The organism is Brevibacillus sp. AG162 (assembly GCF_006715575.1).
GTDB classification, from domain to species: Bacteria; Bacillota; Bacilli; order Brevibacillales; family Brevibacillaceae; genus Brevibacillus; species Brevibacillus brevis.
The window spans coordinates 260,400-282,068 of record NZ_VFNO01000002.1 but is presented as its reverse complement, the minus strand read 5'-3'; the positions used below and the strand labels follow the sequence as shown (position 1 = coordinate 282,068).

Annotated in this window: 20 protein-coding genes; 18 read left to right on the top strand and 2 right to left on the bottom strand. The window is 49.3% G+C overall.

Annotation, left to right across the window (positions count from 1 at the left end; genetic code table 11):
* The first annotated feature begins 86 nt into the window (after positions 1–86).
* The 10 genes from rph to FB479_RS06130 all read left to right on the top strand — a co-directional run bounded on the left by rph (position 87) and on the right by FB479_RS06130 (position 11,954).
* Positions 87–848, top strand: a complete 762-nt coding sequence (gene rph, locus FB479_RS06175; RefSeq protein ID WP_106655826.1) for a ribonuclease PH — start codon at positions 87–89, stop codon at positions 846–848.
* Positions 841–1,434, top strand: coding sequence for an XTP/dITP diphosphatase (locus tag FB479_RS06170; protein WP_142063340.1), 594 nt, complete (start codon positions 841–843; stop codon positions 1,432–1,434). Before rph ends, FB479_RS06170 begins: the two co-directional genes overlap by 8 nt.
* A gap of 30 nt (positions 1,435–1,464) precedes the next feature.
* A complete protein-coding gene (locus tag FB479_RS06165) occupies positions 1,465–2,004 on the top strand; it encodes a metallophosphoesterase family protein (RefSeq protein ID WP_142064600.1) in 540 nt (179 codons plus the stop codon).
* Positions 2,005–2,129: 125 nt separating this feature from the next.
* The gene (gene tig, locus FB479_RS06160; protein WP_048032071.1) at positions 2,130–3,422 is read left to right on the top strand and encodes a trigger factor; all 1,293 of its coding nucleotides are present in this window, start codon (positions 2,130–2,132) and stop codon (positions 3,420–3,422) included.
* A gap of 132 nt (positions 3,423–3,554) precedes the next feature.
* On the top strand, positions 3,555–4,136 hold the full coding sequence (clpP, locus tag FB479_RS06155; RefSeq protein WP_007722241.1) for an ATP-dependent Clp endopeptidase proteolytic subunit ClpP: 582 nt from the start codon (positions 3,555–3,557) through the stop codon (positions 4,134–4,136).
* A gap of 20 nt (positions 4,137–4,156) precedes the next feature.
* The gene (gene clpX / locus FB479_RS06150; protein WP_007722243.1) at positions 4,157–5,422 is read left to right on the top strand and encodes an ATP-dependent protease ATP-binding subunit ClpX; all 1,266 of its coding nucleotides are present in this window, start codon (positions 4,157–4,159) and stop codon (positions 5,420–5,422) included.
* A 198-nt stretch (positions 5,423–5,620) separates the two neighbouring features.
* Entirely contained in the window at positions 5,621–7,318 is a 1,698-nt protein-coding gene (lonB, locus tag FB479_RS06145; protein WP_106655828.1) for an ATP-dependent protease LonB, read from the top strand.
* Positions 7,319–7,566: 248 nt separating this feature from the next.
* The gene (lon, locus tag FB479_RS06140; protein WP_142063338.1) at positions 7,567–9,906 is read left to right on the top strand and encodes an endopeptidase La; all 2,340 of its coding nucleotides are present in this window, start codon (positions 7,567–7,569) and stop codon (positions 9,904–9,906) included.
* Positions 9,903–10,550, top strand: coding sequence for a ribosome biogenesis GTP-binding protein YihA/YsxC (gene yihA / locus FB479_RS06135; RefSeq protein WP_106655830.1), 648 nt, complete (start codon positions 9,903–9,905; stop codon positions 10,548–10,550). Before lon ends, yihA begins: the two co-directional genes overlap by 4 nt.
* A 39-nt stretch (positions 10,551–10,589) precedes the next feature.
* Entirely contained in the window at positions 10,590–11,954 is a 1,365-nt protein-coding gene (locus FB479_RS06130) for a protein O-GlcNAcase (RefSeq protein ID WP_142063335.1), read from the top strand.
* A gap of 49 nt (positions 11,955–12,003) precedes the next feature.
* On the opposite strand, the gene FB479_RS06125 is transcribed toward FB479_RS06130, so the two are convergent.
* The gene (locus tag FB479_RS06125; RefSeq protein WP_307724154.1) at positions 12,004–12,945 is read right to left on the bottom strand and encodes a DMT family transporter; all 942 of its coding nucleotides are present in this window, start codon (positions 12,943–12,945) and stop codon (positions 12,004–12,006) included.
* Positions 12,946–13,177: 232 nt separating this feature from the next.
* Here FB479_RS06125 and hemA point away from each other — a divergent pair, with 232 nt between their 5' ends.
* The 8 genes from hemA (at position 13,178) to FB479_RS06085 (ending at position 20,984) form a co-directional block, all read left to right on the top strand.
* Positions 13,178–14,542 carry a glutamyl-tRNA reductase gene (gene hemA, locus FB479_RS06120; protein ID WP_142063332.1) on the top strand — a complete coding sequence of 455 codons (1,365 nt, stop codon included), beginning with the start codon at positions 13,178–13,180 and terminating at the stop codon, positions 14,540–14,542.
* 62 nt (positions 14,543–14,604) lie between these two features.
* Positions 14,605–15,423 (top strand): cytochrome C assembly family protein, encoded by an 819-nt coding sequence (locus tag FB479_RS06115; RefSeq protein ID WP_106655833.1) that lies wholly within the window; start codon positions 14,605–14,607, stop codon positions 15,421–15,423.
* A 24-nt stretch (positions 15,424–15,447) separates the two neighbouring features.
* A complete protein-coding gene (hemC, locus tag FB479_RS06110) occupies positions 15,448–16,377 on the top strand; it encodes a hydroxymethylbilane synthase (RefSeq protein WP_142063329.1) in 930 nt (309 codons plus the stop codon).
* Positions 16,374–17,186 carry a uroporphyrinogen-III synthase gene (locus tag FB479_RS06105; RefSeq protein WP_142063326.1) on the top strand — a complete coding sequence of 271 codons (813 nt, stop codon included), beginning with the start codon at positions 16,374–16,376 and terminating at the stop codon, positions 17,184–17,186. Before hemC ends, FB479_RS06105 begins: the two co-directional genes overlap by 4 nt.
* Entirely contained in the window at positions 17,170–18,144 is a 975-nt protein-coding gene (hemB, locus tag FB479_RS06100; protein ID WP_142063324.1) for a porphobilinogen synthase, read from the top strand. Before FB479_RS06105 ends, hemB begins: the two co-directional genes overlap by 17 nt.
* Positions 18,145–18,151: 7 nt before the next feature.
* Positions 18,152–19,441: a glutamate-1-semialdehyde 2,1-aminomutase gene (hemL, locus tag FB479_RS06095; protein WP_142063321.1), complete on the top strand. Its 1,290-nt coding sequence runs from the start codon at positions 18,152–18,154 to the stop codon at positions 19,439–19,441.
* Positions 19,442–19,562: 121 nt separating this feature from the next.
* A complete protein-coding gene (locus FB479_RS06090) occupies positions 19,563–20,039 on the top strand; it encodes a GyrI-like domain-containing protein (RefSeq protein ID WP_142063318.1) in 477 nt (158 codons plus the stop codon).
* Positions 20,040–20,174: 135 nt separating this feature from the next.
* Positions 20,175–20,984, top strand: a complete 810-nt coding sequence (locus tag FB479_RS06085; protein ID WP_232029970.1) for a HipA family kinase — start codon at positions 20,175–20,177, stop codon at positions 20,982–20,984.
* Here FB479_RS06085 and FB479_RS06080 read toward each other — a convergent pair.
* On the bottom strand, positions 20,981–21,661 hold the full coding sequence (locus FB479_RS06080; RefSeq protein ID WP_142063315.1) for an alpha/beta hydrolase: 681 nt from the start codon (positions 21,659–21,661) through the stop codon (positions 20,981–20,983). The genes FB479_RS06085 and FB479_RS06080 overlap by 4 nt on opposite strands.
* Positions 21,662–21,669: the final 8 nt, after the last annotated feature.

The following is a 21,669-nucleotide window of genomic DNA, read 5'->3' as shown; positions in this document are numbered from 1 at the left end:
GAAGAGGCGTTTGTGCAGTGGCAGATCGTTTCCCGCCTCTGGTATAATGAGCGGAGTGTAACAAAGCGATTTAGGAGGAACTTGGAATGAGAGTGGATGGCCGTGCCCATGATCAATTGCGCCCTGTAACGATTACGCGCAATTACATTAAACACGCAGAAGGATCGTGCCTGATTGAAGTCGGAGACACAAAGGTGATTTGTACGGCGACTTTGGAGGAAAGGGTACCGCCTTTTATGCGTGGTGGCGGGAAGGGCTGGATCACAGCCGAGTATTCCATGCTTCCCCGAGCAACAGCGACCCGCAACGCGCGTGAGTCGTCCAAAGGAAAAGTCGGTGGACGAACGATGGAGATTCAGCGTCTGATCGGACGTGCTCTGCGCTCCGTTGTAAACCTTGAAGCAATGGGGGAACGCACCATTTGGCTGGACTGCGATGTCATCCAGGCGGACGGGGGTACACGGACAGCTTCGATTACCGGAGCCTACGTGGCATTAGTAGACGCGATGCAAAAGCTGGTGGACAGTGGCACCTGGAAACAGCTGCCGCTCAACGACTTCCTGGCAGCGACCTCAGTAGGGGTAGTCGGCGAGGAAGCAGTGCTCGATCTCAACTACAAAGAAGATTCTACAGCGATTGTCGACATGAATGTCGTCATGACGGGAAAAGGAAAGTTTGTCGAGCTGCAAGGAACAGGGGAGGATGCTCCGTTTTCTCCTGAACAGCTACAAGAAATGATTGCCCTTGCAAAAGTCGGCATTGACAACTTGATTAACAGTCAAAAAGAGGCGCTCGCCGATGTTACGCTCTCTTTTGCACAATCCGTAGCGGAGGAAAGTCATGCCTAATCGAAAAAAAGTCGTTCTCGCAACACGTAACCAGGGAAAAGTGAAAGAATTCAACAGGTTGTTCGCAGAAGCGGGCTGGGAAGGAATTAGCCTCGCTGAATTTGACGGTGTGCCTGAGGTAGTAGAAGACAAGGACACCTTCGAAGGAAACGCGCTGAAAAAAGCAATCGAAATCTCTACATACTTGAACATGCCAGCCCTCGGTGACGATTCTGGTCTGGAAGTAGATGCGCTGGAGGGACGCCCTGGTGTTTACTCCGCACGTTTTGCTGGGGAAGATGCAACAGACGAGCAGAATTGGCGTAAATTGTTGAAAGAACTGGAAGAGGTGTCGACACAGGAACGCACTGCGCGCTTCCGTTGTACGTTGGCATTAGTGATTCCGGGCGAAGAACCAATCATTGCCACTGGCGCTTGCGAGGGTGTGATCGCGCGCGAGCCAAAAGGTACTAACGGCTTCGGGTACGATCCGGTATTCTACATCCCATCGATGGACAAAATGATGGCCGAACTCATGCCAGAAGAAAAGAACCAGATCAGCCACCGCGCTCGTGCCATGCAGCAACTGCTTGAAATCATCAAGTAGACAAGAGAGAAAACAGGAGAGTGAGGCGTGATGGGAATTCTCATCATGAGCGATAGCCACGGCTTGGTTCGGGAAGTAAGCCAGGTCGTCAACCGACATCATGTCGAAAAAATTTTGCATTGTGGCGATTTTTGTGTCGACCATAAGCGCGAGCCGTTTTCCAACATGACGCTTGTCCGAGGCAATTGCGATTCGACACAAGAGGTGCCGACTGAGCAAGAGACCAAATGGCGCGACCTTCACATCCTGCAAACGCACGGGCATCTTTTTGGAGTGAAAGGCTCTCTTCTGCGCCTTCATTACCGTGCAGAAGAGGTCGGGGCAAATGTAGTCGTATTCGGTCACTCCCACGTACCTGCGTGTGGCGTAGAGAGAGACATCTTGTTTCTGAATCCGGGCAGCCTCCAAATGCCGCGCGGTTTTCATGTACCGACATATGCTCTTTTAGAAGAGACAGGAACGAGCCCGACAGAAGTTTACATATCCGTGGCGTTTTATGATCATTTAGGCAACCCGGTTCCACAATTGGGAGGGAACTATTCTGTTCGTCGCTGGGTGAGGTCTTCTTGAAAATTAAAAGATTTGTGCTATACTAGAATGGTTATAATGGCTAGAATATTATCATCCGAGCCTGCGAAGATACCATGGCGCGGCTGGCGATGTTCTGTTGATTTGATTTAGGAGGGGAAGTTTACGTGGCAGCAAATTGGGAAAAGGTAGAGAATAACCAGGGAGTCCTGACGGTTGAAGTAGATGCTACGCAAGTAGACGCAGCATTGGATCAAGCGTTTAAAAAAGTGGTTCAAAAAGTTCAAGTTCCAGGATTCCGTAAAGGAAAAGTACCACGCAAAATGTTCGAATCCCGTTTTGGTGTAGAATCTCTGTACCAAGACGCTCTTGACATTCTGCTTCCAACTGCATACGGACAAGCTGTTCGTGAAGCTGGTATCGAGCCAGTAGATCGTCCAGAGGTAGACGTAACGCAAATGGAACAAGGGAAAAACCTGATCTTCAAAGCGACTGTAACTGTGAAGCCTGAAGTGAAGCTGGGCGACTACAAAGGTCTGTCCATCGAAGAAAAAGACTTCTCTGTAACAGAAGAGAGCGTTGACGCTGAACTGAAGCGCATGCAAGAGCGTCATGCTGAGCTCGTAGCAGTAGAAGAGGGTGCCGCACAAACAGGCGATATCGCTGTAATCGATTTCGAAGGCTTCCAAGACGGAGTAGCTTTTGAAGGCGGTAAAGCGGAAGATTACTCTCTGGAACTGGGTTCCGGTACTTTCATCGCAGGGTTCGAAGAGCAACTGGCTGGCTTGAACATCGGCGAAGAAAAAGAAATTACCGTAACTTTCCCTGAAGAGTACCACTCTCCTAACCTCGCTGGTAAAGAAGCGGTATTCAAAGTGAAGCTGAACAGCCTGAAGCGCAAAAACCTGCCTGCTTTGGACGATGAGTTTGCCAAAGACGTGAGCGAGTTCGACACGCTGGAAGAGCTGAAAGCAGACACCAAGAAAAAACTCGAAGAAAAAACAGCGCAAGAAAAAGATCAATATGTTCGTGAGCAGCTCGTTCTGAAAGCAGCTGAAAACGCTGAGATCGACTTGCCAGCAGTAATGGTTGAGCATGAATTGGATCAAATGGTAAATGAATTTGGTCAACGTCTGCAATACCAAGGCATGACTCTGGAGCTGTACTACCAGTTCTCCGGCATGGATGAGAGCCAACTGCGTGATCAATTGCGTGCAGACGCAACATCCCGCGTTCGCACTTCCTTGACTTTGGAAGCAATCGGCAAAGCAGAAAACATCGAAGCAACAGAAGAAGACGTAAACGCAGAACTGGATAAACTGGCTGGCGTATACGGCCGCCCAGCAGATGAACTGCGCAAAATCTTCTCTGCACAAGATGGCATGGCTGCTCTGTACCGCGATGTGCAAACTCGCAAAACAGTAGATTTGCTGGTTGCAGAAAGCAAAGTAACAGCATAAGCTTAGAAGAACGCATGATTGGTCAGTGGGCAGGCTAACCCTGAGCACTGGCTGTCAAGACCACAAGGCACGAGTGTATCGTGCCTTGTTTTTCCACCATTGACTTTTTTCGGCAAAGGAGGAAAATACATAATGCTAATCCCTATGGTCATCGAGCAAACAAGCAGGGGCGAGCGCTCCTACGATATTTACTCGCGCCTCCTGAAAGACCGGATTATTCTCTTGGGCACCGAGATTGATGATGAAATCGCCAATCTGGTTGTGGCTCAGTTGCTTTTCTTGCAGGCAGAAGATCCGGACAAAGACATATCGCTATACATAAACTCTCCAGGTGGTTCTGTTACAGCAGGAATGGCCATCTATGACACCATGCAGTACATCAAACCGGATGTGTCCACGATTTGTGTGGGCATGGCTGCCAGCATGGGTGCATTTCTGTTGGCTGCTGGTGCAAAAGGCAAGCGCTTCGCTCTGCCAAATGCCGAAGTGATGATTCACCAACCGCTCGGTGGTGTGCGTGGGCAAGCAGAAGACATCCGCATTCATGCGGAATGGATTATGAAAACGAAGCGCCAGCTGAATGAGATTTTGTCTGAGCGGACAGGTCAGCCTTATGAACGCGTAGAGCAAGATACAGACCGCGACAATTTCATGAGCGCAGAAGAAGCAAAGGCCTACGGATTGATTGACTCTATTATCGAACGCAAAAACTGACCCGTTGTGAGGTGAAGCGCATGTTTAAGTTTAACGACGACAAAGGCCAACTGAAGTGTTCCTTCTGCGGCAAGTCCCAGGAACAGGTGCGCAAGCTGGTAGCTGGTCCTGGTGTTTACATTTGTGACGAATGTATCGAACTGTGCAATGAAATTGTACAGGAAGAGCTGGGCACTGAAGAAGAAATCGATATGAAAGAAATTCCAAAGCCAGTGGAAATTCGCAAAATCTTGGACGACTATGTCATCGGTCAAGATATGGCGAAAAAGTCCTTGTCTGTAGCGGTGTACAACCACTACAAACGGATTAATTCCGGGGCGAAGATCGAGGATGTGGAGTTGCAAAAATCCAACATCATGCTGATCGGTCCTACTGGTAGCGGGAAAACGTTGCTCGCGCAAACATTGGCGCGCATTCTGAATGTACCTTTCGCGATTGCGGACGCAACTTCTCTGACAGAAGCAGGCTATGTGGGCGAAGACGTTGAAAACATCTTGCTCAAGCTCATTCAGGCTGCTGACTATGATGTCGAGAAGGCTGAAAAAGGAATCATTTACATCGATGAGATTGATAAGGTAGCCCGCAAATCGGAAAACCCATCCATCACGCGTGATGTATCTGGCGAAGGCGTTCAGCAAGCGCTTTTGAAAATTTTGGAGGGTACCGTTGCGAGTGTTCCACCACAAGGCGGACGCAAGCATCCTCACCAAGAGTTCATCCAAATCGACACGTCGAACATTTTGTTCATCTGCGGCGGTGCATTTGATGGCGTCGAGCAGATTATCAAGCGTCGTCTGGGTAAAAAAGTCATCGGTTTCGGTGCAGACTTCGGCGATGGCGTAAAAGGCGATTTGAAAGCCGGAGAATACCTGAAATACATTTTGCCGGAAGATCTGCTGAAATTTGGTCTGATTCCGGAGTTCGTCGGTCGTTTGCCAGTGCTGGCTACCTTGGAGCCACTGGATGAGGAGACGCTCGTTCGTATCCTGACTGAGCCGAAAAACTCTTTGGTGAAACAGTACCAAAAACTGCTGAGTCTCGACGGTGTTGAGCTGGAGTTCGATAATGGTGCTCTCATGCAAATCGCAAAAGAAGCGATTAAGCGTAACACTGGTGCGCGTGGACTGCGTGCGATTATCGAACAAATCATGCTCGATATGATGTATGAGCTGCCTTCCAGAGAAGATGTCAACAAGTGCGTGATTACCGAAGAAACGGTACGCGACAAAGTGAAGCCGCAACTGTTGACCAAAGAAGGCCAGGAATTGCACGAAGAAACAGCATAAGCATTGTCTACACAAACCATCTCGTTATAAGCGAGGTGGTTTTTTTGTTGTTGGTTTACGTCTACGCTTGCGGGGCAATACTACTTGATATCGTTCAAGAGAAGCTTTTACATATGCACAAAACGGTCGTGAACGTTTTCCCTGCTCTTTGGGGAACAAAAGTTGACCGCAAGCGAAGATGCATGGGAGGGACTGCATATGGACTATACGACATTGGTCATTGCTGTCATTGAAGTGGTTGTTGGTATCGTGATCGGCACCTACTTTTGGAACTTGCTGCGAGCGCAGAGAAACACGAAAACCTCAACCGAAAAGGAATCGCGAAAGGATCTTGATTCCATTCGTAAAATGAGAATGGTTGCGTTGACAGAACCTCTGTCGGAGAGAACAAGACCAGCGACTTTGGAAGAAATTGTAGGGCAAGAAGATGGGCTTCGTGCGTTGCGTGCCGCTTTGTGTGGTCCCAACCCGCAGCATGTCATTATTTATGGACCACCTGGTGTAGGCAAAACCGCAGCGGCTAGGGTCGTGCTGGAAGAAGCGAAGAAAAATCAGCTATCACCGTTTTCTTCTGATGCCAAGTTTATTGAAATTGATGCGACGATTGCTCGTTTTGATGAGCGCGGGATTGCTGACCCGTTAATCGGCTCCGTACATGATCCTATTTATCAAGGGGCAGGCTCGCTTGGGCAGGCGGGGATTCCGCAGCCAAAGCCGGGAGCTGTGACGAAAGCGCACGGTGGCATGCTTTTTCTGGATGAAATAGGGGAACTTCATCCTATTCAGATGAATAAGTTACTAAAAGTTCTCGAAGACCGCAAAGTCATGCTGGAGAGTGCTTACTACAGCGAGGAAAATAGCCAAATTCCTTCGCATATTCATGACGTATTCAAATACGGTTTGCCCGCCGACTTCCGTCTGGTTGGAGCGACGACGAGGTTGCCAGAAGAACTGCCTGCTGCGCTTCGGTCCCGTTGCCTGGAAATCTTTTTCCGCCCGTTAAAGGCTGGAGAAATTGGGAGTATCGTGCGTACGGCCGTGCCTAAAATGAATATGAATATTGAAGACGGCGCTGTTTCCGTGATTGAGCGCTATGCAACCAATGGACGTGAAGCGATCAATACACTGCAAATCGCAGCGGGAATTGCCTTGACGGAAGAACGCAAAGACATCCAGGCTGCCGATGTGGAATGGGTGATGCACAGCAGTCAAAAATCGCCTCGCCCTGAAAAGCAGGTGCATGATACGCCTCAGGTCGGATTGGTCAACGGACTTGCTGTGTACGGTCCGAACATGGGCAGTGTAATGGAGCTTGAAGTGACTGCTTCACCCACAGCTGCTTCTGGTCAAGGTCGATTGGCGATGACAGGAATGGCTGAGGAAGAGGAAATGGGCAGCCGCAGCCGGACAATTCGCCGGAAGTCGATGGCAAAAGGATCGATCGAAAACGTTTTGACTGTACTGAACAGAATGGGCGTCCGCCCGTATGATTATGATTTGCATATCAATTTTCCGGGAGGCATCCCTGTTGATGGGCCTTCTGCGGGAATTACCATTGCCACTGCGATCTACTCTGCGATTTTGAATCAGCCTGTCGATAATTTACTGGCCATGACTGGTGAAGTGAGTATTCATGGGAAGGTAAAGCCAGTTGGGGGTGTAGTCGCGAAGGTAGAGGCCGCCAAACAAGCGGGAGCGACCAGAGTCCTCATTCCACAAGAAAACTGGCAAAGTATTTTTGCAGACATGAAAGGGATTGAAGTCATTCCAGTGTCCACAGTCTCTGAAGTAATCGAGCTAGCTGTGCCGCAAGCTGCCATGCAAGAAGAAGAGGCGACGGGATTTACTTTGCAAATCCCAGCAGAGGATCTTGCTTCCTCTCCGCTATCCCTGTAACAGTCGGGTATGCTCGCGGATTAGACATCGGATTGTGTTTGCGCTACAATGGAAAAAAGCTTCTGCTTGCAAAGAGCCTGAGGCCTTGCCCGGCCTGAAACGAGTTCCACAAAAAATGATAGCGTATGATCTTTTTTGTCTCGTTTTTTGGGGTCGGGCGGGCGTTTAAAAAACGGCTTTGAGGGCCGTTTTTGTCTGTTATTAGGCTCTATGTAAGAGGGTAGATCAACAAGGAGAGGTGCATCCGCTTGGGCGAACGTTCCGGTAAACGAGAATTACCGCTTCTCCCGTTGCGAGGATTGCTTGTTTATCCGACCATGGTACTCCATTTGGACGTTGGACGGGAAAAGTCCATCCGCGCATTGGAGCAAGCCATGGTAGACGATAACAAGATTTTGCTTGCGACACAGGAAGAGGTCCATATAGAAGAGCCAGATGCTGAGCAAATTTACAGTATTGGTACTGTTGCGCGTGTGAAACAAATGCTGAAGCTGCCGAATGGGACAATCCGTGTATTGGTAGAAGGCTTGCAACGCGCAAAGATCGAGGAGTATCTTCAACAGGAAGATTATTTCGTCGTGTCGATTACATATTTGCAAGATGAAAAAACAGAGCAAAACGAAGTGGAAGCTTTAATGCGTTCCTTGCTGGCCCACTTTGAGCAGTACATCAAGCTGTCCAAAAAGGTTTCTCCAGAGACATTAACCTCTGTGCAGGACATTGAGGAACCAGGACGTTTGGCGGATGTGATTGCTTCGCATTTGCCGCTCAAGATGAAGGACAAACAAGAAATTTTGGAGACGACCAACATCAAGGAACGTCTCGAAATTCTTTTGACCATTTTGAACAACGAGCGCGAGGTACTTGAGCTGGAGCGCAAGATCGGCAACCGCGTGAAGAAACAGATGGAGCGTACGCAAAAGGAATATTACCTGCGTGAGCAAATGAAAGCTATCCAAAAAGAGCTGGGCGACAAGGACGGACGCCAAGGCGAAGTAGATGAGTTGCGTGCCCAGCTCGAAAAGTCGGACGCTCCTGAGCGGATCAAAACGAAGATCGAGAAGGAGCTCGAGCGTTTGGAAAAGATGCCGGCGACTTCTGCGGAAGGCTCGGTCATCCGTACGTATATCGATACCTTGTTTGCGCTGCCGTGGACGAAAACGACAGAAGACAATCTGGATATTCTTCATGCACAGCAAGTTCTCGATGAAGATCATTACGGCCTGGATAAACCAAAAGAGCGCGTCTTGGAGTATTTGGCAGTACAAAAGCTGGTAAACTCCATGCGTGGACCGATCCTTTGTCTGGTAGGTCCTCCAGGTGTCGGGAAAACATCTCTGGCTCGTTCCGTAGCGCGTGCAATCGGGCGCAATTTCGTTCGCATTTCCTTGGGGGGAGTACGCGATGAAGCAGAAATTCGCGGACACCGCCGTACGTATGTAGGTGCTCTCCCAGGGCGAATCATGCAAGGAATGAAGCAAGCTGGCACGATTAATCCTGTCTTTTTGCTGGATGAAATCGACAAGCTTGCGTCCGATTTCCGCGGAGACCCTGCGTCTGCACTGCTCGAAGTGCTCGATCCTAACCAAAATGATAAATTCAGTGACCACTATATCGAAGAGACCTATGATTTGACGAACGTGATGTTTATTACGACCGCAAACAGTCTCGATACGATTCCGCGTCCGCTCTTGGACCGCATGGAGGTCATCTCGATTTCCAGCTACACAGAACTGGAAAAGCTGAACATTTTGCGCGATTACCTCTTGCCGAAGCAAATGCAGGATCACGGTCTAGGCAAAGAGAAGCTGAAAATGAACGACGATGCGATGCTGAAGCTCGTTCGTCTGTACACCAGAGAAGCAGGTGTTCGCAACCTCAATCGCGAAGCAGCCAACGTATGCCGCAAAGCTGCCAAGCTGATTGTGAGCGGTGAGAAGAAGCGTGTCGTAGTTACAGCCAAGACGTTGGAGACACTGCTCGGCAAACCGCGCTACCGCTATGGACTGGCGGAGAAAAAAGATCAAGTGGGCTCCGTTACAGGACTGGCTTGGACACAAGCAGGCGGAGATACGCTGAATGTAGAAGTCAGCATTTTGCCTGGAAAAGGAAAGCTCACCCTGACAGGGAAACTGGGTGACGTCATGAAGGAATCTGCGCAGGCTGCATTCAGCTATATTCGTTCCCGTGCAGATCAGTGGGGAATTGATCCGTCCTTCCACGAGAAGAACGATATCCACATCCACTTTCCAGAAGGGGCGATTCCAAAAGACGGTCCGTCTGCTGGGATTACCATGGCAACCGCACTCGTATCCGCCCTCACGAAAATCCCTGTGAAAAAAGAAGTGGGGATGACTGGGGAGATTACGCTCAGAGGTCGGGTTCTGCCAATTGGTGGGCTGAAAGAAAAATGCATGTCTGCTCACCGTGCGGGTTTAACTACGATCATTTTGCCAAAAGACAACGAGAAGGATATCGAGGATATCCCAGAGAGCGTACGCGGTGAACTGACATTCTATCCAGTTGATCATTTAGATGAAGTGCTGCGTCACGCGCTAACTAAACAGCCAGTAGGTGACAAAGCATGAAAGTAACATCAGCAGAGTTTATTATCAGCGCGGTTGGACCGAAGCAGTATCCGACGGATGGTCTTCATGAGATCGCGCTGGTAGGACGCTCAAACGTAGGGAAATCATCCCTGCTCAACAAAATGATGAACCGCAAAGGGCTGGCCCGGATCAGTTCTCGTCCGGGGAAAACCCAAACATTGAACTATTTCCGTGTCAATCAGATGCTCTACTTCGTTGACTTCCCGGGTTATGGGTATGCAAAGGTAGCGAAGACGATCAAGGAACAATGGGGAAAAATGATCGAGGGCTATTTGAAAAACCGGAACGAGCTTCGCTTCATTATTCAACTGGTCGATATTCGCCATGCTCCGAGTAAAGACGATGTTGCGATGTACGATTGGTGCAAGCAAATCGGGATTCCTACCGTAGTCGTAGCGACAAAAGGTGATAAAATCGCTCGCGGGCGTTGGCTGCAGCATACGAAGGTCATCCGTCAAAGCCTGAATTTGCGCGGGGATGATACGATCATTGTATTTTCCTCGGAGACAGGTCAAGGCAAGGATGAACTGTGGGCAGAAATCATGCGTCGTATCCGTGCGGGAGAGGAAATGGCCAGGGAGACGGCTGCCAAGGCTGAGGAAACTGCTCCAGCCAATGAGTAATTCTTAGACCCAATTCGTCGTGGGGAAGGGAGCATCTGAGTGAGCGGGAGTGCTTGCTTTGCTGTACGTGGTGTGATCGAAGGCTTCTATGGAACACCTTGGACACATGAAGAGCGGCTGGATATGATCGACTTTTTGCACCGGCATGATTACAATGCGTATTTCTACGCTCCAAAAGATGATGAGTATCTGCGGGAACGCTGGATGGAGCCGCTTCCTGCAATAGCCAATCAACAGTTAGACGAGCTGATCCAGCGGGCAAAGACTCGCAACATGCAGTTTATTTATTGCCTGGGTCCGGGACTCAGCATGGAATATACGAATCGTCAGCATTTGGAGCTGTTGGGCAGGAAATATCGGGATTTGTATGATCGTGGTGTGCGTTACTTTGCGCTATTGTTCGATGATATCCCCATGCACCTGTTGCATGAGAAGGATGTAGCCGAGTTTGCCCATTTGGCGGAGGCGCATACCCGTACGACGCTTTACGTGTGGGATTTGATACGCAGCTGGGGCGATCCAGTCAAGCTGGTTGTCTGTCCTACACAGTACAACGGGATTGGAAAAGAAGCGTACATCATGTACCTTGGCCAGCATTTGCCGCCAGAAATCGATTTGTTCTGGACGGGACGATTCGTCTGCTCGCCCTACCTGACGGACGGCGATGCGATTCGCTTTCAAGAGTACACGGGTCATCAGCCGTTTTATTGGGACAACTACCCGGTGAATGATTTGGCCATGGCGAATGAACTACATATCGGTCCATTGCGTCACCGTGACCCTGATCTGTGGCAATACGCAGCAGGCTATGTGGCGAATGCGATGTCTAGACCAGAATGCTCGAAGATTCCTTTGATTACGACGGCAGCTTATTTGCGAGATCCGATCGGCTACGATCCTGATACGGTATGGAAACAAGCGGTAGAGGAAGTAGCGGGACAAAAAGATGCAGATGCTTTCTTCACCTTTGCGGATAACGTGCAAAGCTCGTTTTTATGCGAGGTGGAATCGCCGCGATTGCTAGAAGCTATCCTGACCTTTCGCTTTCATTTCTTGGAAGGGGATCGGCAAAAAGCCGTTACTGACTTGACTACTCTTTTTCAGAAGATGGAAGAGGCGGCTGACAAGCTGTTGGCAGGGATGACGAATCAGAAGCTTGCGGAAGAAACGAGGCCGTGGGTGGAGAAGTTCCATCTGTGGACCAAGGTTGGTCTGTCGGCAGTCGCTCTCATTGATCATGGGACAAGAGGGCGACTGCCACAAGCAGCCTATCACTTGCTCCGGCTCAAACAGTGGCTCAAACGAACGGAGCGTTACCCGCAAGAAGTGTGCGGACCTGTTATGCAGCTATTTGTGGATGCCGTAATGCAAGAGGTTAAGAAGACCTCGAAAAAAAGCTCATAAAAAAAGTTCCTTTCCCACAGGGGAGAAAGGAACTTTTTTGCTTTTCGCATCAGGTAGATTCACGACCGTCATTTGGTTTTCTCTGACGGAAATTCCGCAACCATTCTTGAATGGGAAGCTCAGCGAGAATCATTCCGGTGAAAATCAGGAGACATCCGGTTAACTGTCTTCCACTCAATACTTCATGAATAAAGACGTACGAGGTGAGTGCAGCAAATACAGGCTCCAAAGCGAAAATGAGAGCGACCCGCGTCGAGCTGGTTTGTTTTTGCAAGGCAGTCTGAGCGAGAAAGGCAAGTGCCGTGGCGAAAATGGAAGTGACGATCAAACCAAAGGCCACCTCAGGCTTGAACAAGATCGCCGGATCAAAGGCACGACTCCAATCTTCAAAGAAAAAGGCGTACAGCCAGCTGATAACACCTACCGTGCCTAATTGCGTAATGGCAAGGGGCAGTGCTGCAAATCGAGGTGCGTATTTGCCGGTAAAGACGATTTGCATGGCGAAGCAGATCGCACAGCCGAAGACCAGGGCATCACCGAGATTAAAGGAGAACGACTGGTTCTGTGTCAGCAAATACAAGCCGAATGCAGCTAGAATCACGCCGACGATAGCGAAAGGCTTGACGCGCTCACGCAAGAGCAAAAACGAGAAGAGCGGCACCAATACGACGGATAAACCAGTGATAAAGCCAGCTTTGGACGGCGTTGTATACAAAAGTCCTACGGTTTGCAAGGCGTATCCCAGACAGAGCCAAAAACCGAGGATGACGCCTGCACGAAGCAGTGGACCTCTCCATTCAGAGGTCTGCCCACGATGACGATTGCGGATGAAATAGATGATCAATAAAAATAACGCGGCAATGGTAAAACGAACGGCGTTAAACGTATTGGGAGGCAGCGATGCAATTGCCTGCTGTACGATCAAAAACGTGGTTCCCCAAATAAAAGCGACGAGGAGCAGCGTTATGTCTGCCATCCAAGGTTTTCTCAAAGCTTCTTTCCTCTCCTTTCTGGCATTTTCGCAATTTTTCTTCTGTTTTCATGTATAGCCGAAATCATAAGGTATTCCCGGAAGGAACGCAAGCGGATTATACAGGATATACCCAAAGTGCACTCCGTTAATAAACTTTTCACAATTACTCCTATCCGATTCGGGACATAATGATATAATAATAGTGCATTTTACATATGCCGCTAACAGGTTTGCATTCTGGGAGGACATTATGGATATTCTTTTGCTGGGCCTAAACTATAAAACAGCTCCTGTCGAAATTCGCGAAAAGTTTACATTCAACGACGATGGGACAGCACGCGCTCTTCATCTTCTCTCCCAGACGAAGAGTATCGCAGAATGTATCATCCTGGGGACGTGCAACCGGACGGAAATTTACGTCGTTTGCGACCAGGCAAATATTGGCCGAGACTATACTCGCCGTTTTTTGGCTGAATGGTTCGGTGTGGAGAAAGAACAATTTAAGGATCATCTCTATATAAAAGAGAACGAACAGGCCATCGAGCACTTGTTCCGAGTCTCTTCCGGTCTTGATTCGATGGTAATGGGAGAAACACAAATCCTCGGACAAGTCCGGGATGCGTTCCTGTTGGCGCAGGAGCGTCAAACGACAGGGACCGTCTTCAACACCTTGTTCAAGCAGGCGATTACGTTCGCCAAGCGTGCCCATACAGAGACAGCGATTGGACAAAATGCGGTTTCTGTCAGCTACGCTGCTGTCGAGCTGGGGAAAAAGATCTTCGGTTCCTTCGCAGGGAAGTCTGTCCTGATCGTCGGAGCGGGCAAAATGAGCGAGCTGACCGCCAAACACCTGCACGCCAATGGATCGGAACGCGTCATGGTAGCGAATCGTACATTGGAGCGAGCGCAGCTTTTGGCAGAAAAGTTCAAGGGTGACTCCTGTACGATGGAGCAGCTGCCAGAGGCACTGCTCACAGCAGACATCGTCATCAGCTCGACTGGAGCGACAGGTTATGTCCTCGGCAAAAAAGAACTGGCTCCGATCATGAAACAACGGAAGCATCGTCCGTTGTTCATGGTGGATATCGCGGTTCCTCGCGACTTGAATCCTGACTTGCATGATCTTGATAACGTATTTTTATATGATATTGACGATCTGGAAGGAATCGTTGCGAGTAACGTAGCGGAACGTTCTCGTGAAGCGGAACGTCTGGATGTCATGATTCAAGAAGAGATCGTGGCATTCACGACCTGGTACCAGACGCTTGGCGTGGCGCCACTCATCGCAGCACTGCGTGACAAGGCAAACACGATTCAAAGCGAAGCGATGCGAAAAATCGAAAACAAGCTGCCGAACCTGTCTGAGCGGGAGATGCATATCATCCGCAAGACAACCAAGGGCATTGTCAATCAACTGTTGCACGATCCGGTCGTGCGTTTAAAAGAAATGGCAGCTACCAAAGATGGGGAAGAAGTACTGGATATTTTCGAGAAAATGTTTGCGTTGGAGGAAATCCTGGAGCGAAAAGAACAGGAAGCAATCTGGGCTAACGATAAAAATAAACAGACATCTTCTTCTCGGGAGCAGGTATTGGCTTCCCGGTTCCCTGACTAAGCTGACCTGACAATCTATCTGCTACTGTTAGAAACCGATTGGGAAAGTGGGGGAGAGAGTGCATGGCCGAGGTGAGATGGATCTACGACTTGACGATCTTTCTCTACGCTGCAAGTGTTCTCTTCTATTTTAACGACTTCTTGCAAAGCAACCGGAAAGTCAATCGTCTGGCTTTCGGGTTGCTTGTTGTCGTTTGGGCCTTGCAAACCGCATTTTTTGTCTCGCAAGCAGTCATGAAGGGGTATTTTCCAGTCATTACGCTGTTTGAGACGCTCTTTTTTTATTCATGGGTGCTGGTAGGCTTGTCGCTTGCCATTCACTATTTTTTTCGGATTGATTTGCTGGTTTTTTTTACTAATATTATCGGGTTCGTCGTGCTCGTCATGTCGATGTTTTTGCCGGAAACGCCGATTGAGGCTGTATCGAGCATTTTGACCTCTGAGCTATTGTTGACGCATGTGACACTGGCCATGTTCAGCTACGGGGCGTTCTCGCTCTCCATGATCTTCTCGGCCATGTACTTGCTTCAGCACAAAATGCTCAAGGGAAGACGCTGGTCGCCGCTGCTCAGGCGTTTGCCCAGCCTCGATCAATTAGAAGGCTATGCGTACCGTATGAACATGCTGGGTGTACCGATGCTCTTGCTTTCGATTGTATTAGGGATCATTTGGGGTAAAATGGTTTTGCCGGAGAAATTTCTGCTAGATTCAAAAGTATTGCTCTCCGTGCTGGTTCTTGCGATTTATTCGCTGTGGCTGTACCAACGCTATCGGGATACGGTGCAGATGCGCAGACTCGCGCAGTGGAACGTCCTGGCGTTTTTGTTACTGCTTATCAATTTTTTAGGCTTCACTACTTCTACATTTCACGACTGGTGGTAGGGGCTGTTCATCAAGGAGGCTGTCATGGGAAAATGGAAAGTGGGAACGCGTCGCAGCAAATTGGCGCTCACCCAAACGAATTGGGTCGTAGATAAACTAAAGGGGTTCGCACCTGAAGCTGATTTTGAATTGCATGAAATCGTGACAAAAGGCGATCGAATCCTCGATGTAACCTTGTCCAAAGTAGGCGGAAAAGGGTTGTTTGTCAAAGAAATCGAGCAATCCTTGTTCGATAAGGAAACCGATTTTGCGGTACACAGCTTGAAGGATATGCCGGCAGAATTGCCAGAGGGCTTGGTAATCGGTGCGATTCCGAAGCGTGTTGATCCTCGGGATGTCCTGCTTTCCAAGGACGGCAAGACGTTGGATGAATTGCCGCAAGGAGCTTTGGTAGGGACCAGTAGCTTGCGCCGTTCTGCACAAATTCTTGCACATCGCCCTGACATTCAGATCGAATCTCTGCGTGGAAATATTGATACGCGCATACGCAAAATGGAGGAAGGCAATTTTGATGCGATCATTCTCGCTGCGGCTGGACTTGAGCGCGTGAAATTTGAAGGCAACATCTCGCAATTCCTGCCTGTTGAAATCAGCTTGCCGGCAGTCGGTCAAGGAGCGCTTGCCATCGAATGCCGTGCAGACGATGAGGAGACACTCGCTCTCTTGAAGCAGTTTGATGACGCACCGACGCGTTTGGCGGTAACAGCAGAGCGCAGCTTCCTGCACAAACTCCAAGGCGGCTGTCAGGTGCCGATTGGCGCATATGCGACAGTTGGAGAGAACAATGAAATTACTTTAACAGGAATGGTTGGCTCCCCAGATGGGAAGCAAATATTCAAAAACACGGCGACTGGCCAAGATCCGTTAGCACTGGGCATTCAAGTGGCGGAAGCCCTTCTGGCGCAGGGAGCGGGAGATGTACTTGCGCAAGTATTGCGGGAGAATGAGCAATGATTGTCCATGGATCGCACAAGCCGCTGACTGGCAAGTGCATCATGGTCACGCGGGCAAGAAGTCAAGTTCGCGAGCTCGTTGAACATATCGAGCGGTTAGGGGGAGCAGCGTACGCATTTCCCCTGTTAAAAATGATGCCGCCGACGGACACTGCCAAGCTCGACGAAGCCATCACCCAGCTGCCAACATACGACTGGGTGGTGTTCACGAGTGTGAATGGCGTGCGCTTCTTCTTGGAGCGCATGCGTGAGGTCGGGGTAGAACTCGATGCGTTCACTGGCAAAATTGCTGCGGTCGGTCCGAAGACGGCCAAGGCGCTTGAGCATCACGGGCTCGAAGTAGCTGTCATTCCGTCTGATTACGTGGCGGAAGGCTTGCTGTCGAGCTTGTATGATCAGCTGCTTCCTGGTCAGCGCGTTCTGCTGCCTCGTGCAGATATTGCCCGCAAGGCACTGCCAAAGGAGTTGGCCCGCTTGGGGCTTGCTGTGACAGAGGTAGACGTGTATCACACTGTCATTGATGCAGAGCAGGCTCCAGACGCAGCGGAAAAGCTCCAGCAAGGTCTCATCGATATCATCTTGTTTACCAGCTCTTCAACGGTGACGCATTTTATGGCAGCGATGGAGCCCTATGCATCGTTTGACTGGCTCAAGCACGTTCAGATAGCCTGTATCGGACCAATAACGGCAGATACAGCAAAACAAAACGGGCTTTCTGTTCATGTCGTAGCGAGTGAGTACACCGTGGAAGGATTACTAGCAGCTATTATAGAGAACCTGGGAGGGAATCGACATGACACAAACATTTGACCGACATCGCCGTCTTCGTAAAAGCGCGGCTATGCGCAATCTGGTGCGGGAGAACCACGTACGGGTGGAAGACTTGATTTATCCGTTGTTCGTAGTGGAAGGAACCGGTATTAAGAATGAGATTCCTTCCATGCCAGGCGTGTATCAGCTCTCCTTGGACACACTAGCCGAAGAGATGAAGGAAATCGTAGCTCTGGGAATTCAAGCTGTTTTGATGTTTGGGGTACCAACGCATAAAGACGCATGCGGAACAGAGGCATACAATGATGATGCGATCACCCAACAGGCGATGCGTCTGATCAAGGAAGCCTATCCGGAAATGATCGTGATTGCTGATACATGCCTGTGTGAATACACCGATCATGGTCACTGTGGTGTCATTCACGAAGGCGAAGTCGTGAATGACGAAACATTGAAGCTTTTGGGTCAGACCGCTGTTTCCCAAGCAAAAGCTGGAGCAGATATTATTGCACCTTCCAACATGATGGACGGTTTCGTGATGGCAATCCGTGAAGCTTTGGACGAGGCTGGTTTTGAACACATTCCGATCATGTCCTATGCGGTGAAATACGCTTCTGCCTTCTACGGGCCGTTCCGCGATGCGGCAGGCTCGACTCCACAATTCGGCGATCGCAAAAGCTACCAAATGGACGCGGCCAATGCACGTGAAGGTCTGCGCGAGGCAGCTTCCGATGTAAAAGAAGGTGCGGACTTCTTAATCGTGAAGCCAGGTCTTGCCTTCATGGACATGGTTCTTCGTCTGCGTGAGAACTTCAACCTGCCAATTGTGGCTTACAATGTGAGTGCCGAGTATTCCATGGTAAAAGCGGCAGCTCTGAATGGCTGGATCGATGAAGAGCGTATCGTTATGGAAACATTGGTTGGCTTCAAGCGCGCAGGTGCAGATTTGATCATTACGTACCATGCAAAAGATGTTGCAAAATGGCTGGCGAGGTGAGCACGAGATGAATAGAGAAAAATCTACTCAGTTATTTGCAGAAGCACAGCATTACATACCAGGCGGAGTAAACAGTCCGGTTCGTGCCTTTAAGAGTGTTGGAGGCAATCCTGTTTACATCACAAAGGGAGAAGGCTCCCGCATTTTTGATGTGGATGGAAACAGCTATATTGACTACATCGGCTCGTGGGGTCCATTGATCTTGGGTCATGCGCATCCGCGTGTCCTTGCAGCGATTACGGAAGTAGCTGCGCTTGGAACAAGCTTTGGTGCACCGACTGAGCGGGAAACGGAAATGGCAAAGCTCGTTTGTGAGATTGTGCCATCTGTAGAAGTCGTGCGCATGGTAAACTCCGGTACAGAGGCGACGATGAGCGCTCTGCGCCTCGCGCGTGGCTATACCAGACGCAACAAAATCATGAAGTTCGAAGGCTGCTACCATGGTCATGCCGACAGCCTGTTGATCAAAGCGGGTTCCGGTGTGGCTACACTAGGACTTCCAGACAGCCCAGGCGTACCTGAAGGAACGGCACACAACACGATTACGGTTCCTTACAATGATCTGGAAAGCGTCAAACTGGCATTTGAAGCGTTTGGCGATGATCTGGCAGCAGTTATTGTAGAGCCAATCGGCGGCAACATGGGGGTTGTTCCTCCGCAGCCAGGCTTCCTCGAAGGACTGCGTGAAATTACGGAGAAGCATGGGACTCTGCTGATTTTCGATGAAGTCATGACTGGCTTCCGTGTAGCATTGGGCGGTGCACAAGAGCTGTACGGCATTACCCCAGATTTGACAACGATGGGAAAAGTCATCGGCGGTGGCTTGCCAGTCGGTGCGTACGGCGGCAAACGGGAGATCATGCAGCAAGTGGCTCCAGCAGGACCAATCTATCAGGCAGGGACGCTGTCGGGTAATCCTTTGGCGATGGCTGCTGGCTTGACTACCTTGCAAGAGCTCAGCAAACCAGGCGCTTACGAGCGTTTGGAGAAGATGTCTGCTCGTTTGGCTGAAGGCTTGGCTGACAATGCCAAGAAGCTGGGGATTCCGCACACGCTCAATCGCGTTGGTTCGATGGTTTGTCTGTTCTTCACAGAAACGCCGGTTATCAACTACGAAACAGCGAAAACTTCCGATCTGGAGCGTTTCTCTGCGTACTTTAGCTATCTGCTGGAGGAAGGCGTCATGATCCCGCCGTCCCAGTTTGAGGGCATGTTCGTTTCCTTGGCTCATACTGATGAAGATATCGAACGGACGATTGAAGCTAGCTACAAAGCGATGAAAAAAGCGTTTGAATAAAGCAATGAAAAGAAGAAAGCACTTCCTTGCTGATGCAGGAGGTGCTTTTTTTGCCTTCTTGCAGGATTTTTCCACCCCTTGTCAAAATACGAAGGAAAATGCAGATGAATGAGGTGGAGACATGGAAGGGACGATCATTCACGTACCGCAAAAGCATCTGGTTGGGCTTAGCTTCTCTGGTTCGTTTCCCATGCTTGTAGAATACATGCCAAAGCTGTGGGAGACGTTTTTGAAGCGTCAGGATGAGATTCCTCTCGTCATTTCACCAGATGTTCGTTATGACATCAGCGACGAGAATCAGACGTACCAAATGTATACGGAGTACATTGTGGTGGAAGTAGAGCGTTTCGAGCATATCCCTGAGGGCATGGTCGGGTTCACGATTCCAGCGAAGACATACGCCCGTTTTACCCACACAGGACCGATGGAACAGGTCCAAAACACATACCACGGCCTGTTTGGCTGGCTCAACGAAAATGGCCATCAGGTGGACGAGCAAGCTCATCGCATGGAGCGCTATGATCAACGGTACGTTCCTTCTGTGCATGAGTCTGCTCGGGTCGAGAACACGTACGAAATTTTTATCCCGCTTCGGTAAAAGAACGAAAGAAGCAACACCTCTAAACGGCCAACACCTGCTATACCCAAAAACGGGAGGTGTTGGCCGTTTGGTTTCACCAATTGGAATCCAGACTCGTATACTGTAAAAAACAGGACAGGGGTGACAAGTGTGGTGAAATTGAAATGGCGTTATCGAAAGCACTTGCGCAAGCGTTACGGTCGGTTGATTTGGAGTGTTCGCAAACGGAAAAACCGGAAAGGATACTTTAAAACGAATGTCCGGGCACATCATCGCAAGAGTTATCGCATTCTTGTCGCGAACGAATACATTGCTGCCTACTTAGCCAAAAAACTCGGGTTACCCGTTGCAAAAGTATTACAGGCTCATGTAAGAGGACCACGAGGGTACATTAAGCGCGGTCTTGTCTCTGTTAAAGCCAATGCCAGGAAGGTTATTCCTTGGAAAAAGGCGAAGTCATACGTAAAGAAAAAACCCCACAAATATATCAAGAATGCAAAAAAATTAGCGCGTTTGGTGGCTTTCGATGCATGGATTCTCAACCCGGACCGTTCGAATCACAACTTGATTCTCTACCGAAGAAAATCATGGAAGAAATACAAATGGTATGGCATCGATCACGGCCTATCATTGTTTGGCAATCCTTCTAAATGGAATCTTCGCAGAGCAAAGAATAAGTTCTCCTGTAAAAAAGCATACAAATTTTGCTTGCATACCGGAGATAAAAAGAAGCAACGAATTCCCTACGGATTGAAGCGGTTTACGCGGGAAAATCGAAAGCAGCTTGACAAGATGGTGAAAAAAATCCAATCTTTGCCTACATCGGAAATCAAAAGAGCGATCAAAAGGGTACCGAAAGGATGTTTGAAAAAGTCCGAAAAAAAATTCATCCAAAAAGTGTTGCAATGCAGACGCAAGCAAATGAAAAAAATGTTGAAACGGGTATCGAAGCGTTTTGCTTAAATGTCCAGCGACTTGTCCAAGAAACAACCAAGTTCATCCATAATAGACTGCAAGACTTGCAGGGAAAGGTCAACCTGCAGACCAATGTCTAAGGAGTGCTTTGCGTTTTGTGGCAGATACCGATGAATATTTGGCTTGGATGTAATGATTCTTTCGAGTGTAGGCTGATGGTAGTGGGGATCGGCAGTACCTGAGACAAGAAAGACATTTTGCTCCAGCGCAAGCAAGTCTGCCACGACCAACTCCTCCCTCAGCAACGGAGTCAACAGGATTGCAGACGAACGGGAAAAACGAGGTTCCTTGAGCAAGGAACATGCAATCGGAACTGTTCCGAGTGATTTCCCGAGAAAGAAGACATGTTCATACTCCTGCTGATCTAGTACCTGGAAGACAACCGTTTTCACATCCTCGCTGATCCAAGCGCTGCGTTTTGCGAATGAACTGGTTTCGAAATCCGGGATGTCTTTTCCATACGCAGCGTTTACATGGACGAGATCAATCTGTTTACTCAAAAAAAGCATGGTAGAATAATACAGATAAGGCCTGTCGAAAGAATAGCTTGCTCCGGGAAAGAAAAAACAGACGGAGCGAGATGGCGTCTGATTTGCCTGAATGTGCGTGTACGTCATTTCTCTCCCATCCCTGACGATCAGGGAACCTGTTTTTGGGTATACCATCTACATAT